Genomic DNA, 15,762 nt, shown 5'->3' on the forward strand with positions numbered 1-15,762 from the left:
ACGATGATACGAACAGTTCTGGTAACCGGTTTTGAGCCTTTCGGCGGCGAGACCGTCAACCCGTCATGGGAAGTAGTCAGACAGCTCGATGGCGCGATTATTGGCGGTGGGCTGGTGGTCGCCCGCCAGCTGCCGTGCGTGTTTGGTGAGTCGCTGCGCGTGCTGGAAGCGGCGATTGATGAGCTGAATCCGACGCTGGTGCTGGCGATTGGCCAGGCGGGCGGACGCAGCGACATTACCGTGGAGCGCGTGGCGATCAACGTTGATGACGCGCGTATCCCCGATAACCGTAAACAGCAGCCCATCGACCGGCCGATTATTGCCGACGGCCCGGCGGCATGGTTCAGCACGCTGCCGATCAAGGCAATGGTGGCGGCAATGCGCGAAGCGGGTATTCCGGCGTCGGTCTCCCAGACCGCTGGTACCTTCGTGTGTAACCATGTGATGTATGGCCTGCTGCACAAGCTGGCGCACACCTCCGGGGCGCGCGGCGGGTTCATCCATATCCCGTATCTGCCGGAGCAGGCGGCGGCCCACCCTGGTGCGCCAAGCATGGCGGCGCAGACCGTGCGTCAGGCGCTGGAGATTGCGCTGGCGGTCGGTCTGGATGTGGAGACCGATCTGAAGATCGTGGGCGGCGCGACGCATTAATCAGGGAGAGAGAGATGCCAGAAGGACCGGAGATCCGCCGCGCGGCGGACAATCTGGAGCGGGCTATCGGCGGCGAGCCGCTGACCGAAGCGTGGTTCGCCTTTCCTGAACTGCAACGCTATCAGGCCTCGCTGGTGGGGGAGTGCGTCACTGCGATTGAAACCCGTGGTAAGGCGCTGCTCACCCACTTCAGCAATGGCCTGACGCTCTACAGCCATAACCAGCTGTACGGCGTCTGGCGTGTGGTGGACGCCAGCGCCACGCCGCAGAGCAACCGCGTGCTGCGCGTGCGGCTGGCGACGGCAAAGAAAGCGATTTTGCTCTACAGCGCCTCGGAAATTGAGATGCTGGATGCCGATACGCTGGCGGCGCATCCGTTTTTGCAGCGCGTCGGGCCGGACGTGCTCGACCCGACGCTGGATGTGGCGACGGTTAAAGCGCGATTGCAAAGTCGGCGCTTCTGCCGCCGCCAGTTCTCCGGCCTGCTGCTGGATCAGGCGTTTCTTGCCGGGCTGGGGAACTACCTGCGGGTGGAGATCCTCTGGGCGGTAGGGCTGGCCCCGCAGCATAAGGCGGCGGAACTGAGCGAGGCGCAGCTGGACGCGCTGGCGCAGGCGCTGCTGGCGATCCCGCGGCTCTCTTACGCCACGCGCGGCACGGTGGATGAGAATAAGCACCACGGAGCGCTGTTCCGGTTTCACGTCTTTCATCGGGCTGGGGAAAAATGCGAGCGCTGCGGGGGCGTTATTGAGAAAACCACGCTCTCATCGCGCCCGTTTTACTGGTGTCCGGGGTGTCAGCGGTAGTTGGGGTTAGTGGGTGCGCTGGGGGTATGTCGCCATCGTGATATAAGGTGGGTGCGCTACGCTTACCCACCCTACGGGGTAATGGACCATCGTGATTCAGCGCACCTGCTGTAATTTCAGCCATAAAAAAACGCGCCCGCAGGCGCGTTTTTCATTGCTCACTCAGACAATCATTTTTTCAGATTGCTGGTGAACTCACGTTTTTCGTAACCGGTGTAGAGCTGACGCGGACGGGCGATCTTGATGCCGTCATCGTGCATCTCGTTCCAGTGCGCAATCCAGCCGACGGTACGCGCCATCGCGAAGATCACGGTAAACATGGAGGACGGAATACCCATCGCTTTCAGAATAATGCCAGAGTAGAAATCGACATTCGGGTAAAGCTGACGCTCGATGAAGTACGGGTCGTTGAGCGCAATATGCTCAAGCTCCATTGCCACCTGCAGCAGTTCATCTTTAGTACCCAGCTCTTTCAGCACTTCATGACAGGTTTCACGCATCACAGTGGCGCGCGGGTCATAGTTTTTGTAAACACGGTGACCAAAGCCCATCAGGCGGAAGGAGTCGTTTTTGTCCTTCGCACGCTTCACAAATTCCGGAATATGCTCAACGGTGCTGATCTCTTCCAGCATCTTCAGTGCCGCTTCGTTAGCGCCGCCGTGTGCCGGTCCCCACAGGGAGGCAATGCCCGCAGCGATACAGGCGAACGGGTTAGCGCCGGAGGAGCCTGCGGTACGTACGGTGGAGGTGGAGGCGTTCTGCTCGTGGTCAGCGTGCAGGATCAGGATGCGATCCATTGCGCGTTCCAGCACCGGGTTCACCACGTACTCTTCGCACGGGGTGGAGAACATCATATTCAGGAAGTTACCGGAGTAGGAGAGGTCGTTACGCGGGTAGACAAACGGCTGGCCGATTGAATACTTGTAACACATCGCCGCTACTGTCGGCATTTTGGAAAGCAGGCGGAAAGCGGCAATTTCACGGTGACGCGGATTATTCACATCCAGCGAGTCGTGGTAGAACGCCGCCAGCGCGCCGGTCACGCCGCACAGCACTGCCATCGGATGGGAATCGCGACGGAAGCCGTTGAACAGACGGGTGATCTGCTCGTGGATCATGGTGTGGCGGGTTACCGTGGTAACAAAGTCGTCGTACTCTTCCTGGGTCGGTTTTTCGCCGTAAAGCAGGATGTAGCACACTTCCAGATAGGTGGAGTTGGTCGCGAGTTCATCGATGGGAAAACCGCGGTGGAGCAGGATACCTTCGTCACCGTCGATAAAGGTGATTTTGGATTCGCACGATGCGGTTGAGGTGAAGCCGGGGTCGAAAGTGAATACACCTTTTGAACCAAGACTGCGAACATCAATAACATCCTGACCGAGCGTGCCTTTTAGCACATTCAGTTCGATAGCATCATCACCGTTATACGTGATCTTTGCTTTAACATCAGCCATTTACGGTCTCCTTAGCGCCTTATTACCTTAAGACTGCTGGCGACCAGATTTGCATTTCAGTCCGTGGACTTACGTTACCAGTTTGTTATTTGGCTCGCTGCTCTGCGGTAGAGGAGGACATCAGGGTACAGAGCGATGGGCGCGTGCAGGAAACGTGCGTATTACGGCGAATTCACGGCAAATCAGGACGTTAGCAATCCGTATTATTCGTTAATCTCTATCACTAATACCGGGCCAGGTCACTGCGGTCAATACCGACACACTGTTACATAACTTATTCTCAGGTGAAAGCACGACCCCATAACTTTTACGAATTATATGCCTTTTCGGCTGATGTTTGTAACAATAATGTTTAACATTTGTCAAATCAGATGATTAAATTTTAAAATTATGTTGTTATCGTGATCCTGGTCACTGTTCAGAGCAAAAGACACCAAACAATTTGTAGGTGAATTGTAATGATATTGTGAACGGCCTATACTGCCGCCAGGTCTCCGGAAACCCCTGCATCAGGAGCCACCCAGCGTAGTAACCCGTCGTTTTAACATCTGGAAGCAGTTGTTTTTGCATGACGCAGAGTTATAGAAAAGTGACGCTGTCTGACCCGGTTAGCAGACCCGGAGGTAGGAAACAATAAGAACAGCAATGTGGGCATAACCGTGAAAAAACAAAGACCTGTTAATCTGGATCTGACAACGATCCGGTTTCCTGTAACGGCTATAGCATCCATCCTCCACCGCGTGTCCGGCGTGATCACCTTTGTGGCGGTCGGTATTCTGCTCTGGTTGCTGGGGCTGTCGCTCTCTTCACCCGAAGGTTTTCTGGCCGCGTCCTCCATCATGGACAGCTTCTTCGTCAAATTCATTATGTGGGGCATTCTCACCGCACTGGCGTATCACGTCGTCGGCGGCGTACGTCACATGCTGATGGATTTTGGCTATCTGGAAGAGACCTTCGCGTCAGGTAAACGCTCCGCTAACCTTTCCTTCGTTATCACCGTCGTGCTTTCGCTTCTCGCAGGAGTCCTCGTATGGTAAGCAACGCTTCCGCACTGGGTCGCAATGGCGTTCATGATTTTATTCTGGTACGCGCCACAGCCATTGTTATCACCCTGTATATCGTCTATCTGATCGGTTTCTTCGCCCTGAACGGCGAGCTGACCTACGAGATCTGGAGCGGCTTCTTCGCTTCCGCCTTCACCAAAGTATTCACCCTGCTGACGCTGTTCTCGGTGTTGATTCATGCCTGGATTGGCATGTGGCAGGTGTTTACCGACTACGTTAAACACGTTGCGCTGCGTCTGTTCCTGCAACTGGCGGTGGTTCTGGCGTTGCTGGTTTACGTTATTTATGGATTCGTTGTGGTGTGGGGTGTGTGATGAATTTGCCAGTCAGAGAGTTTGATGCTGTTGTTATAGGCGCAGGCGGCGCAGGTATGCGCGCGGCGTTACAGATTTCCCAGAGCGGCCAGACCTGTGCGCTGCTCTCCAAAGTGTTTCCTACCCGTTCTCACACCGTGTCCGCGCAGGGCGGTATCACCGTTGCCCTCGGCAATACCCATGAAGATAACTGGGAATGGCACATGTACGATACCGTTAAGGGTTCCGACTACATCGGTGACCAGGACGCTATCGAATACATGTGTAAAACCGGACCGGAAGCGATCCTTGAGCTTGAGCACATGGGTCTGCCGTTCTCTCGTCTTGATGACGGTAAAATTTATCAGCGTCCGTTCGGCGGCCAGTCGAAAAACTTCGGCGGCGAGCAGGCAGCGCGCACCGCAGCCGCTGCTGACCGTACCGGTCACGCCCTCCTGCACACCCTTTATCAGCAGAACCTGAAAAACAAGACCACTATCTTCTCGGAATGGTACGCGCTCGATCTGGTAAAAAACCAGGACGGTGCGGTGGTGGGTTGTACTGCGCTGTGCATCGAAACCGGTGAAGTGGTTTACTTCAAAGCTCGCGCGACCGTGCTGGCAACCGGCGGGGCAGGCCGTATCTACCAGTCTACCACTAACGCCCACATCAACACCGGCGACGGCGTTGGCATGGCGCTGCGCGCAGGCGTGCCGGTGCAGGATATGGAGATGTGGCAGTTCCACCCGACCGGCATCGCCGGGGCTGGCGTCCTGGTGACCGAAGGCTGCCGCGGTGAAGGCGGCTATCTGCTGAACAAACACGGTGAACGCTTCATGGAGCGATATGCTCCGAACGCTAAAGATCTGGCGGGTCGTGACGTGGTGGCGCGCTCCATCATGATCGAAATCCGCGAAGGCCGCGGCTGCGACGGCCCGTGGGGTCCGCACGCGAAACTGAAACTCGATCATCTTGGCAAAGACGTGCTCGAATCCCGTCTGCCGGGCATCCTTGAACTCTCCCGTACCTTTGCCCACGTTGACCCGGTGAAAGAGCCGATTCCGGTTATTCCGACCTGCCACTACATGATGGGCGGCATTCCGACCAAAGTGACCGGCCAGGCGCTGACCGTAAACGAGCAGGGCGAAGACGTGGTGATCCCGGGTCTGTTTGCCGTCGGCGAAATCGCCTGCGTATCGGTACACGGCGCGAACCGCCTCGGCGGCAACTCGCTGCTCGACCTGGTGGTGTTTGGCCGCGCAGCCGGTCTGCATCTGCAGGAGTCCATCGCCGAGCAGGGTCCGCTGCGCGATGCCAGCGAATCAGACATTGAAGCCTCGCTGGCGCGCCTCAACCGCTGGAACAACAACCGCGACGGCGAAGATCCGGTGGAGATCCGTAAAGCGCTACAGGAGTGCATGCAGCATAACTTCTCGGTATTCCGCGAAGGCGATGCGATGGCCAAAGGGCTTGAGCAGCTGAAGTCCATCCGTGAGCGCCTGAAAAACGCCCGTCTGGATGACACCTCCAGCGAGTTCAATACCCAGCGCGTCGAGTGCCTGGAGCTGGATAACCTGATGGAAACCGCGTTTGCCACGGCGGTCTCTGCGAACTTCCGTACTGAAAGCCGCGGGGCGCACAGTCGTTTCGATTATCCGGATCGCGATGATGAAAACTGGCTGTGCCACTCCCTGTATCTGCCGCAAAGCGAATCCATGACGCGCCGTGAGGTGAACATGGAGCCGAAACTGCGTCCGGCATTCCCGCCGAAAGTGCGTACTTACTAATTGCGGAGAGACGGTGATGAAACTCGAATTCTCAATCTATCGCTATAACCCGGACGTCGATGACGCGCCGCGGATGCAGGAATACACCCTTGAGCAGGAAGAGGGGCGCGACATGATGCTGCTCGATGCCCTGATGCTGCTCAAAGAGAAAGACCCGAGCCTCTCCTTCCGCCGCTCCTGCCGCGAAGGGGTATGTGGTTCCGACGGTCTGAACATGAACGGTAAGAATGGCCTCGCCTGCATTACCCCGGTTTCCGCGCTCGGGGCCGGCAAGCAGAAAATTGTTATCCGCCCGCTGCCTGGATTGCCGGTTATCCGCGATCTGGTGGTGGACATGGGGCAATTCTATGCCCAATATGAGAAGATTAAGCCTTACTTATTGAATAATGGGCAAAATCCACCGGCGAGAGAGCATCTGCAATCTCCCGATCAGCGTGAAAAGCTGGATGGTCTGTACGAGTGCATTCTGTGCGCCTGCTGCTCGACCTCCTGCCCGTCATTCTGGTGGAACCCTGACAAGTTCGTTGGCCCGGCGGGCCTGCTGGCCGCGTATCGCTTCCTGATCGACAGCCGCGATACCGAAACCGACAGCCGCCTCGACGGCATAAGTGACGCTTTCAGCGTATTCCGCTGCCATAGCATCATGAACTGCGTCAGTGTGTGTCCGAAAGGGCTGAACCCGACGCGCGCCATCGGCCACATCAAATCGATGTTGTTACAGCGCAGCGCGTAAGTAAGTGTTGTGGTAGTGGCGGGTGCGCTTACGCTTACCCGCCCTACAAAAAATGCCCCCCTCCCTGAGGGGAGAGGGAAAAGCAGGAAACCTTTAAAAACCGCTACACAGTAGTACCAGTAATCGAGGCGTTCAGAGCGAGACAAGGCGGCAACTGAGCGCATCCCCAGCAGCATAGTGAACTATGTGACTGGGGTAAGCGAAGGCAACCAGCGACGTCGCAGCCTGAACGAAGAAGATTAATGGCAGTTTTTAAAGGTTCCTTCGCGGGCCCCATGAGAAGAGCTCGCAGGTGAACCCTGGTGCGTGCGCTGATAAGTGCGCGATGTAGTTATCCACGGCGAAGTAAGCATACAGATGCTTAAGGGATCACGATGCAGAACGGCGCAATGAAAGCCTGGCTGGACTCTTCTTATCTCTCTGGTTCTAACCAGAGCTGGATAGAACAGCTCTATGAAGACTTCTTAACCGATCCTGACTCAGTGGACGCCCACTGGCGCTCCATGTTCCAGCAGTTACCTGGCACCGGGGCCAGACCGGATCAGTTCCACTCCAAAACGCGTGATTATTTCCGCCGCCTGGCGAAAGATGCCACACGTTACTCCTCCTCAGTGTCCGACCCGGACACCAATGTGAAGCAGGTTAAAGTCCTGCAGCTCATTAACGCGTACCGCTTCCGCGGCCATCAGCACGCTAACCTCGACCCGCTCGGACTGTGGAAACAGGACCGCGTTGCGGATCTCGACCCGGCGTTCCACGACCTCTCCGACGCCGACTTCCAGGAAAGCTTTAACATCGGCTCCTTTGCCATCGGCAAAGAGACCATGAAGCTTGGCGAGCTGCTGGAAGCCCTGAAGCAGACCTACTGCGGCTCTATCGGCGCTGAGTACATGCACATTACCAGCACCGAAGAGAAACGCTGGATCCAGCAGCGTATCGAATCCGTTGCCGGTCAGGCTAATTTCAGCGTCGAAGAGAAAAAACGCTTCCTCAGCGAGCTGACCGCCGCCGAAGGGCTGGAGCGCTACTTAGGCGCGAAATTCCCGGGTGCGAAGCGCTTCTCGCTGGAAGGCGGCGATGCGCTGGTGCCGATGCTGAAAGAGATGATCCGCCACGCCGGCAACAGCGGCACCCGTGAAGTGGTGCTGGGTATGGCGCACCGCGGCCGTCTCAACGTGCTGATTAACGTGCTGGGCAAAAAATCCCAGGAGCTGTTTGACGAGTTCGCGGGCAAACATAAAGAACACCTCGGCACCGGGGACGTGAAGTACCACATGGGCTTCTCCTCCGATATCGAAACCGACGGCGGCCTGGTGCACCTGGCGCTGGCGTTCAACCCGTCGCACCTTGAAATTGTCAGTCCGGTGGTAATGGGTTCCGTTCGTGCCCGTCTGGATCGCCTGGACGAGCCGAGCAGCAATAAAGTACTGCCGATCACCATTCACGGTGACGCGGCGGTGACCGGGCAGGGCGTGGTGCAGGAAACCCTGAACATGTCCAAAGCACGCGGCTACGAAGTGGGCGGTACCGTGCGTATCGTTATCAACAACCAGGTGGGCTTCACCACCTCGAACCCGCTTGATGCCCGCTCGACCCCGTACTGCACCGATATCGGTAAAATGGTGCAGTCGCCGATCTTCCACGTTAACGCGGACGATCCGGAAGCGGTAGCCTTTGTCACCCGCCTGGCGCTGGATTTCCGTAACACCTTCAAACGCGATGTGTTTATCGACCTGGTGTGCTACCGCCGTCACGGCCATAACGAAGCCGATGAGCCGAGCGCAACCCAGCCGCTGATGTACCAGAAAATCAAAAAGCACCCGACGCCGCGTAAACTTTACGCTGACCGTCTGGAGCAGGAAAAAGTCGCTTCGCTGGAAGACGCCACCGAGATGGTGAACCTCTACCGTGACGCGCTGGATGCCGGCGAGTGCGTGGTGAAAGAGCTGCGTCCGATGAACATGCACTCCTTCACCTGGTCGCCATACCTGAACCACGAGTGGGACGAAAGCTACCCGAATAAGGTTGAGATGAAGCGCCTGCAGGAGCTGGCGAAGCGTATCGCCACCGTGCCGGAAGCCATCGAGATGCAGTCCCGCGTGGCAAAAATCTATGCCGACCGTCAGGCAATGGCAGCGGGCGAAAAAATGTTCGACTGGGGCGGGGCGGAAAACCTCGCTTACGCCACGCTGGTTGATGAGGGCATTCCGATTCGCCTGTCCGGTGAAGACTCCGGGCGCGGCACCTTCTTCCACCGCCACGCCGTGGTGCATAACCAGACCAACGGCTCAACCTATACGCCGCTGCAGCACATTCACAACGGCCAGGGCCAGTTTAAGGTCTGGGACTCGGTGCTGTCTGAAGAAGCGGTGCTGGCATTTGAGTACGGTTACGCCACCGCTGAGCCGCGCACGCTGACCATCTGGGAAGCGCAGTTCGGCGACTTCGCCAACGGTGCGCAGGTAGTTATTGACCAGTTCATCAGCTCCGGCGAGCAGAAGTGGGGCCGTATGTGCGGTCTGGCGATGCTGCTGCCGCACGGCTATGAAGGCCAGGGCCCGGAGCACTCTTCCGCGCGTCTGGAGCGTTATCTGCAGCTGTGCGCTGAACAGAACATGCAGGTGTGCGTCCCGTCCACGCCGGCGCAGGTTTACCACATGCTGCGTCGTCAGGCGCTGCGCGGTATGCGCCGTCCGCTGGTGGTGATGTCACCGAAATCGCTGCTGCGTCATCCGCTTGCGGTTTCAAGCCTCGACGAACTGGCGAACGGCACCTTCATGCCAGCCATCGGCGAGATCGACGAGCTCGATCCGCAGGGCGTGAAGCGCGTAGTCCTTTGTTCTGGTAAGGTTTATTACGACCTGCTGGAGCAACGCCGTAAGAACGATCAAAAAGACGTTGCCATCGTGCGTATCGAACAGCTCTATCCGTTCCCGCATCACGCGGTGCAGGAAGCGCTGAAGCCGTTCGCTCACGTGCATGATTTCGTCTGGTGCCAGGAAGAGCCGCTCAACCAGGGCGCCTGGTACTGCAGCCAGCACCATTTCCGCGAAGTGATTCCGTTTGGATCTGCATTGCGTTATGCAGGCCGCCCGGCCTCTGCCTCCCCGGCGGTAGGGTATATGTCCGTTCACCAGAAACAGCAGCAAGATCTGGTCAATGACGCGCTGAACGTCGATTAATTAAAGGATAAATAATGAGTAGCGTAGATATTCTTGTTCCTGACCTGCCTGAATCCGTTGCCGATGCAACCGTAGCCACCTGGCATAAAAAACCGGGCGACAGCGTCCAACGCGACGAAGTGCTGGTAGAAATCGAAACTGACAAAGTGGTACTGGAAGTGCCGGCGTCCGCGGACGGTATCCTTGATGCCGTGCTGGAAGAGGAAGGTTCAACCGTCACTTCGCGTCAGATCCTGGGCCGCCTGCGTGAAGGCAACAGCGGCGGCAAAGAGAGCAGCGCGAAATCTGACAGCAACGAGACCACGCCGGCGCAGCGCCAGCAGGCCTCGCTGAGCGAAGAGAGCAACGATGCCCTCAGCCCGGCGATCCGTCGCCTGCTGGCTGAGCACACCCTGGATGCGGACGCGATCAAAGGCACCGGCGTCGGTGGCCGTCTGACCCGTGAAGACGTGGAAAAACATCTGGCGAAAGCGAAATCCGCGCAGCCGGAAAGCGCCAAAGCGCCTGAGCAGCAGGCGGCGGCAGTACAGCCGGTGGCCGGCAACCGCTCTGAGAAGCGCGTGCCGATGACCCGTCTGCGCAAGCGCGTGGCCGAGCGTCTGCTGGAAGCGAAAAACTCTACCGCGATGCTGACCACCTTCAACGAAGTGAACATGAAGCCGATCATGGATCTGCGCAAGCAGTACGGCGACGCCTTCGAAAAACGTCACGGCATCCGCCTGGGCTTTATGTCCTTCTACGTGAAAGCGGTGGTTGAAGCCCTGAAGCGCTTCCCGGAAGTGAACGCCTCCATCGATGGTGAAGATGTGGTGTACCACAACTACTTCGACGTCAGCATGGCGGTTTCCACGCCGCGTGGCCTGGTGACCCCGGTTCTGCGCGACGTTGACGTGCTGGGCATGGCCGACATCGAAAAACGCATCAAGGATCTGGCGATCAAAGGCCGCGACGGCAAGCTGACCGTGGAAGACCTGACCGGCGGTAACTTCACCATTACCAACGGCGGCGTGTTCGGTTCCCTGATGTCCACGCCGATCATCAACCCGCCGCAGAGCGCCATCCTCGGGATGCACGCCATCAAAGATCGCCCGATGGCGGTTGACGGCAAAGTTGAGATCCTGCCGATGATGTATCTGGCGCTCTCTTACGATCACCGCCTGATTGATGGTCGTGAATCCGTAGGCTTCCTGGTAGCCATTAAAGAGCTGCTGGAAGATCCAACGCGTCTGCTGCTGGACGTGTAGCCCGGTGCGGGGGGCAACTCCCGCCGGTATTGATTTTCTCGTCGCCCCGCTGCGGGGCGGCATTTTCCATACTCCGAGCGTGAAGCTCTACACTCTTGATGGACAGAACTCATGAACTTACACGAATATCAGGCAAAGCAGTTGTTTGCCCGTTATGGCCTGCCGGCTCCGGTAGGTTATGCCTGTAATACCCCGCGTGAAGCTGAAGAAGCGGCGTCCAAAATTGGCGCTGGTCCGTGGGTAGTAAAATGCCAGGTTCACGCTGGCGGCCGCGGTAAAGCGGGCGGCGTGAAAGTGGTAAACAGCAAAGAAGATATTCGCGCGTTCGCCGAGCAGTGGCTGGGCAAGCGTCTGGTGACCTACCAAACAGACGCCAACGGTCAGCCGGTTAACCAGATCCTGGTTGAAGCGGCAACCGATATTGATAAAGAGCTTTACCTGGGCGCGGTGGTTGACCGTAGCTCCCGTCGCGTGGTGTTCATGGCCTCTACCGAAGGCGGCGTGGAAATTGAAAAAGTGGCGGAAGAAACCCCGCACCTGATCCACAAAATCGCCCTCGATCCGCTGGCCGGCCCGATGCCGTACCAGGGTCGCGAACTGGCGTTCAAACTGGGCCTGGAAGGCAAGCAGGTTCAGCAGTTCACCAAAATCTTTATGGGTCTGGCGACCATCTTCCTCGAGCGTGACCTGGCGCTGATCGAAATCAACCCGCTGGTTATCACGAAGCAGGGCGATCTGATCTGCCTCGACGGAAAACTGGGCGCCGACGGCAATGCCCTGTTCCGCCAGCCGGATCTGCGCGAAATGCGCGACCACTCGCAGGAAGATCCGCGTGAATCTCACGCTGCGCAGTGGGAACTGAACTACGTGGCGCTGGATGGCAACATCGGCTGCATGGTTAACGGTGCGGGCCTGGCAATGGGCACCATGGACATCGTTAAGCTGCACGGCGGCGACCCGGCGAACTTCCTTGACGTGGGCGGCGGCGCGACCAAAGAGCGCGTCACCGAAGCGTTCAAAATCATCCTCTCCGACGACAAAGTGAAAGCCGTACTGGTTAACATCTTCGGCGGTATCGTGCGCTGCGACCTGATCGCCGACGGTATCATCGGCGCGGTGGAAGAAGTGGGCGTTAACGTACCGGTCGTGGTTCGTCTGGAAGGTAACAACGCCGAGCTGGGCGCACAGAAGCTGGCAGAAAGCGGTCTGAATATTATTGCAGCACAAAGTCTGACGGATGCAGCAGTGCAGGTTGTTGCTGCCGTGGAGGGGAAATAATGTCTGTTTTGATCGATAAGAATACCAAAGTCATCTGTCAGGGCTTCACCGGCAGCCAGGGCTCTTTCCACTCCGAACAGGCGATTGCCTACGGAACCCAGATGGTCGGCGGCGTAACGCCGGGCAAAGGCGGCACCACGCACCTCGGCCTGCCGGTGTTCAACACCGTGCGCGAAGCGGTAGAAGCGACCGGCGCGACCGCGTCCGTTATCTACGTACCGGCTCCGTTCTGCAAAGACTCCATTCTGGAAGCCATTGATGCAGGCATCAAACTGATCATCACCATCACCGAAGGTATCCCGACGCTGGATATGCTGACCGTGAAGGTGAAGCTGGATGAAGCTGGCGTGCGTATGATCGGCCCGAACTGCCCGGGTGTTATCACCCCAGGCGAATGCAAAATCGGCATCATGCCGGGCCACATCCACAAGCCAGGCAAAGTAGGTATCGTGTCGCGCTCCGGCACCCTGACCTACGAAGCGGTTAAGCAGACCACCGATTACGGTTTCGGCCAGTCCACCTGTGTGGGCATCGGCGGCGACCCGATCCCGGGGTCTAACTTCATTGATATCCTGAAGCTGTTCCAGGAAGACCCGCAGACCGAAGCGATCGTGATGATCGGTGAGATCGGCGGCAGCGCGGAAGAAGAAGCGGCGGCATACATCAAAGACCACGTCACTAAGCCGGTTGTGGGCTACATCGCGGGCGTTACCGCGCCGAAAGGCAAGCGTATGGGCCACGCCGGGGCAATCATTGCCGGTGGTAAAGGTACGGCTGACGAGAAGTTTGCCGCGCTGGAAGCTGCAGGCGTGAAAACCGTACGCAGCCTCGCCGACATCGGCGATGCGCTGAAAACGATTCTCAAATAATTACTCTCATCCCTCCGTACTGCGGAGGGTTTACTATTCGAAGAAGCTTTTCGACATGGTTGCCACCTTCGGGTGGCTTTTTTTTGCCTGTAAAGCGGTACTGTGGGCCATCTGCACCGGTAGCACGCCCTGATTAACGCCAATAGACGCTGTTGTTCAGCCGTATACATAATTAAACGCGAGCCGGAAATATGTGGCGTTAATTAACCGATAATAAGTGTTAAATATATGCTATCTGTGGTGAATAATTTGTAATAAGTCAGGTCCTTTATTTATGTGGGTTGAAACGTGATGGATTTAACAGTTAATTAATATTTGATGCTCAATTTTATTATCACCTCACATAAATTAAATAATGCAGCTTTATAATTAACGCCAGCCGCTAACGGGTTAACGTCAAATATTAAACATAATGGCAACATAACTGTTACCGCTTGAGCTGCCGGGAAAAACATCGTTAACAAAGACGTATAAAATTGATCTTAATCAATATTTCAGACGCGTTTTTTTCTGCTTCAAAAGTAAAATTGCGGCAGATCAAACCAGCCGTTTCGTGCTAAATTGGCGGGAAATTGATCGACGTCGTAAAACGCAGAAATGACAGCGCAAAAACCTGTTTATTGTGAGGGGATTGCGGCGTAATATATTGGCGAAATCAATTCCAGTTTTTATTAACCAATTTGTAACCTTTCCATCTCACTATTCACATTTATTGTGAATGGCCGGGATTTCTGGAAGCAAATTTTTCTATTGGGGCATGCGCTGCGAAGCTTTTAATTAAGTTTTGCGCTCGAAGTCTTCATGCGAAGAGCAAGGAGTCAGGATGTTAGATATTGTCGAACTGTCGCGCTTACAGTTTGCCTTGACCGCAATGTACCACTTTCTTTTTGTGCCGCTCACGCTGGGTATGGCGTTCCTGCTGGCCATTATGGAAACGGTCTATGTGCTTTCCGGCAAACAAATCTATAAAGATATGACCAAATTCTGGGGCAAGTTGTTTGGTATCAACTTTGCGCTGGGCGTGGCGACCGGTCTGACCATGGAATTCCAGTTCGGAACCAACTGGTCTTATTATTCGCACTATGTGGGTGACATCTTCGGTGCGCCGCTGGCCATTGAAGGCCTGATGGCGTTCTTCCTCGAATCGACCTTTGTCGGTCTGTTCTTCTTCGGTTGGGATCGCCTGAGCAAAGTACAGCACATGGCGGTGACCTGGCTGGTCGCGCTTGGCTCTAACCTCTCGGCACTGTGGATCCTGGTGGCGAACGGCTGGATGCAGAACCCTATCGCCTCCGACTTCAACTTCGAAACCATGCGTATGGAGATGGTGAGCTTCTCCGAGCTGGTACTGAACCCGGTTGCGCAGGTGAAGTTCGTGCACACCGTGGCGGCAGGCTATACCTGCGGCGCGATGTTTATCCTCGGCATCAGCGCTTACTACCTGCTGCGCGGCCGCGACGTTGCCTTCGCGAAGCGCTCCTTCGCCATTGCTGCCAGCTTCGGTATGGCGGCGATCCTCTCTGTTATCGTGCTGGGTGATGAGTCCGGTTACGAAATGGGGGACGTGCAAAAAACCAAACTGGCCGCTATCGAAGCGGAGTGGGAAACCCAGCCGGCACCGGCGTCGTTTACCCTGTTTGGTATTCCGGATCAGGAGGCGCAGGAGAATAAATTCGCCATTCAGATCCCGTACGCGCTGGGCATTATCGCCACCCGTTCCGTTGATACCCCGGTTATCGGTATTAAGGATCTGATGGTGCAGCATGAAGAGCGTATCCGTAACGGTATGAAGGCTTATGCGCTGCTTGAGCAGCTGCGTGCCGGCTCTACCGATCAGAGCGTGCGCGATGACTTCAACAGCATCAAAAAAGACCTCGGCTATGGTCTGCTGCTGAAACGCTATACCCCGAACGTCTCTGACGCTACCGAAGCCCAGATCCAACAGGCGACGAAAGACTCCATCCCACGCGTTGCGCCGCTCTATTTCGCCTTCCGTCTGATGGTGGCCTGCGGCATCCTGATGCTGCTGATTATCGGCGTCGCGTTCTGGACCGTGATTCGTAACCGCATCGGCGAGAAAAAATGGCTGCTGCGCGCGGCGCTGTACGGTATCCCGCTGCCGTGGATTGCTATCGAATCAGGCTGGTTTGTTGCCGAATATGGCCGTCAGCCCTGGGCTATCGGTGAGGTGCTGCCGACCGCGGTGGCGAACTCCTCCCTGACCGTCGGCGACCTGCTGTTCTCGATGATCCTGATCTGCGGCCTCTACACGCTGTTTATGATTGCCGAGCTGTTCCTGATGTTCAAATTTGCACGCCTCGGGCCGAGCAGTCTGAAAACAGGTCGTTATCACTACGAGCAGTCCACCGTGGCTACTCAGCCGGCACGCTAAGACAGGAGT

General features: G+C 56.7%; 13 protein-coding genes. 11 read left to right on the forward strand and 2 right to left on the reverse strand.

Translation table 11 applies throughout. The features are described from left to right. Positions 1-6 precede the first annotated feature (6 nt). The gene (gene pcp, locus KFZ77_RS05665; RefSeq protein WP_035891841.1) at positions 7-651 is read left to right on the forward strand and encodes a pyroglutamyl-peptidase I; all 645 of its coding nucleotides are present in this window, start codon (positions 7-9) and stop codon (positions 649-651) included. A gap of 14 nt (positions 652-665) precedes the next feature. Continuing rightward, positions 666-1,457, forward strand: coding sequence for an endonuclease VIII (nei, locus tag KFZ77_RS05670; RefSeq protein WP_031524929.1), 792 nt, complete (start codon positions 666-668; stop codon positions 1,455-1,457). Between the two features lie 170 nt (positions 1,458-1,627). On the opposite strand, the gene KFZ77_RS05675 is transcribed toward nei, so the two are convergent. Further along, the gene (locus KFZ77_RS05675; protein WP_031524944.1) at positions 1,628-2,911 is read right to left on the reverse strand and encodes a citrate synthase; all 1,284 of its coding nucleotides are present in this window, start codon (positions 2,909-2,911) and stop codon (positions 1,628-1,630) included. A 210-nt stretch (positions 2,912-3,121) separates the two neighbouring features. After that, positions 3,122-3,277: a hypothetical protein gene (locus tag KFZ77_RS19800; RefSeq protein ID WP_455431292.1), complete on the reverse strand. Its 156-nt coding sequence runs from the start codon at positions 3,275-3,277 to the stop codon at positions 3,122-3,124. A 281-nt stretch (positions 3,278-3,558) separates the two neighbouring features. Here KFZ77_RS19800 and sdhC point away from each other — a divergent pair, with 281 nt between their 5' ends. The 9 genes from sdhC to cydA all read left to right on the forward strand — a co-directional run bounded on the left by sdhC (position 3,559) and on the right by cydA (position 15,753). Further along, positions 3,559-3,948 carry a succinate dehydrogenase cytochrome b556 subunit gene (sdhC, locus tag KFZ77_RS05680; protein WP_031524946.1) on the forward strand — a complete coding sequence of 130 codons (390 nt, stop codon included), beginning with the start codon at positions 3,559-3,561 and terminating at the stop codon, positions 3,946-3,948. Continuing rightward, positions 3,942-4,289 carry a succinate dehydrogenase membrane anchor subunit gene (gene sdhD, locus KFZ77_RS05685; RefSeq protein ID WP_031524948.1) on the forward strand — a complete coding sequence of 116 codons (348 nt, stop codon included), beginning with the start codon at positions 3,942-3,944 and terminating at the stop codon, positions 4,287-4,289. The genes sdhC and sdhD overlap by 7 nt, the downstream gene beginning before the upstream one ends. Then, the gene (sdhA, locus tag KFZ77_RS05690; protein WP_264385683.1) at positions 4,289-6,055 is read left to right on the forward strand and encodes a succinate dehydrogenase flavoprotein subunit; all 1,767 of its coding nucleotides are present in this window, start codon (positions 4,289-4,291) and stop codon (positions 6,053-6,055) included. The genes sdhD and sdhA overlap by 1 nt, the downstream gene beginning before the upstream one ends. 16 nt (positions 6,056-6,071) lie before the next feature. Then, on the forward strand, positions 6,072-6,788 hold the full coding sequence (locus KFZ77_RS05695) for a succinate dehydrogenase iron-sulfur subunit (RefSeq protein WP_264386151.1): 717 nt from the start codon (positions 6,072-6,074) through the stop codon (positions 6,786-6,788). 374 nt (positions 6,789-7,162) lie between these two features. Further along, complete coding sequence (gene sucA / locus KFZ77_RS05700) at positions 7,163-9,970, forward strand: 2-oxoglutarate dehydrogenase E1 component (RefSeq protein WP_031524954.1); 2,808 nt, start codon at positions 7,163-7,165, stop codon at positions 9,968-9,970. Positions 9,971-9,984: 14 nt separating this feature from the next. After that, complete coding sequence (gene odhB, locus KFZ77_RS05705) at positions 9,985-11,214, forward strand: 2-oxoglutarate dehydrogenase complex dihydrolipoyllysine-residue succinyltransferase (protein WP_031524956.1); 1,230 nt, start codon at positions 9,985-9,987, stop codon at positions 11,212-11,214. Between the two features lie 111 nt (positions 11,215-11,325). Continuing rightward, positions 11,326-12,492, forward strand: coding sequence for an ADP-forming succinate--CoA ligase subunit beta (gene sucC / locus KFZ77_RS05710; RefSeq protein WP_029592673.1), 1,167 nt, complete (start codon positions 11,326-11,328; stop codon positions 12,490-12,492). Next, the gene (gene sucD, locus KFZ77_RS05715) at positions 12,492-13,361 is read left to right on the forward strand and encodes a succinate--CoA ligase subunit alpha (protein WP_024548050.1); all 870 of its coding nucleotides are present in this window, start codon (positions 12,492-12,494) and stop codon (positions 13,359-13,361) included. The genes sucC and sucD overlap by 1 nt, the downstream gene beginning before the upstream one ends. An 823-nt stretch (positions 13,362-14,184) precedes the next feature. After that, positions 14,185-15,753: a cytochrome ubiquinol oxidase subunit I gene (gene cydA, locus KFZ77_RS05720; RefSeq protein ID WP_264385684.1), complete on the forward strand. Its 1,569-nt coding sequence runs from the start codon at positions 14,185-14,187 to the stop codon at positions 15,751-15,753. Positions 15,754-15,762 lie beyond the last annotated feature (9 nt).

It is taken from the genome of Siccibacter colletis (genome assembly GCF_025914095.1).
Lineage (GTDB): Bacteria > Pseudomonadota > Gammaproteobacteria > Enterobacterales > Enterobacteriaceae > Siccibacter > Siccibacter colletis.

What these genes read in the sequence shown, in the direction of transcription:
- sucC (WP_029592673.1), top strand. Translation starts at nt 11,326, where the DNA reads ATGAACTTACACGAATATCAGGCAAAGCAGTTGTTTGCCCGTTATGGC.
- nei (WP_031524929.1), top strand. Translation starts at nt 666, where the DNA reads ATGCCAGAAGGACCGGAGATCCGCCGCGCGGCGGACAATCTGGAGCGG.
- KFZ77_RS05695 (WP_264386151.1), top strand. Translation starts at nt 6,072, where the DNA reads ATGAAACTCGAATTCTCAATCTATCGCTATAACCCGGACGTCGATGAC.
- cydA (WP_264385684.1), top strand. Translation starts at nt 14,185, where the DNA reads ATGTTAGATATTGTCGAACTGTCGCGCTTACAGTTTGCCTTGACCGCA.
- sucA (WP_031524954.1), top strand. Translation starts at nt 7,163, where the DNA reads ATGCAGAACGGCGCAATGAAAGCCTGGCTGGACTCTTCTTATCTCTCT.
- sdhD (WP_031524948.1), top strand. Translation starts at nt 3,942, where the DNA reads ATGGTAAGCAACGCTTCCGCACTGGGTCGCAATGGCGTTCATGATTTT.
- sdhA (WP_264385683.1), top strand. Translation starts at nt 4,289, where the DNA reads ATGAATTTGCCAGTCAGAGAGTTTGATGCTGTTGTTATAGGCGCAGGC.
- odhB (WP_031524956.1), top strand. Translation starts at nt 9,985, where the DNA reads ATGAGTAGCGTAGATATTCTTGTTCCTGACCTGCCTGAATCCGTTGCC.
- KFZ77_RS05675 (WP_031524944.1), bottom strand. Translation starts at nt 2,911, where the DNA reads ATGGCTGATGTTAAAGCAAAGATCACGTATAACGGTGATGATGCTATC.
- sucD (WP_024548050.1), top strand. Translation starts at nt 12,492, where the DNA reads ATGTCTGTTTTGATCGATAAGAATACCAAAGTCATCTGTCAGGGCTTC.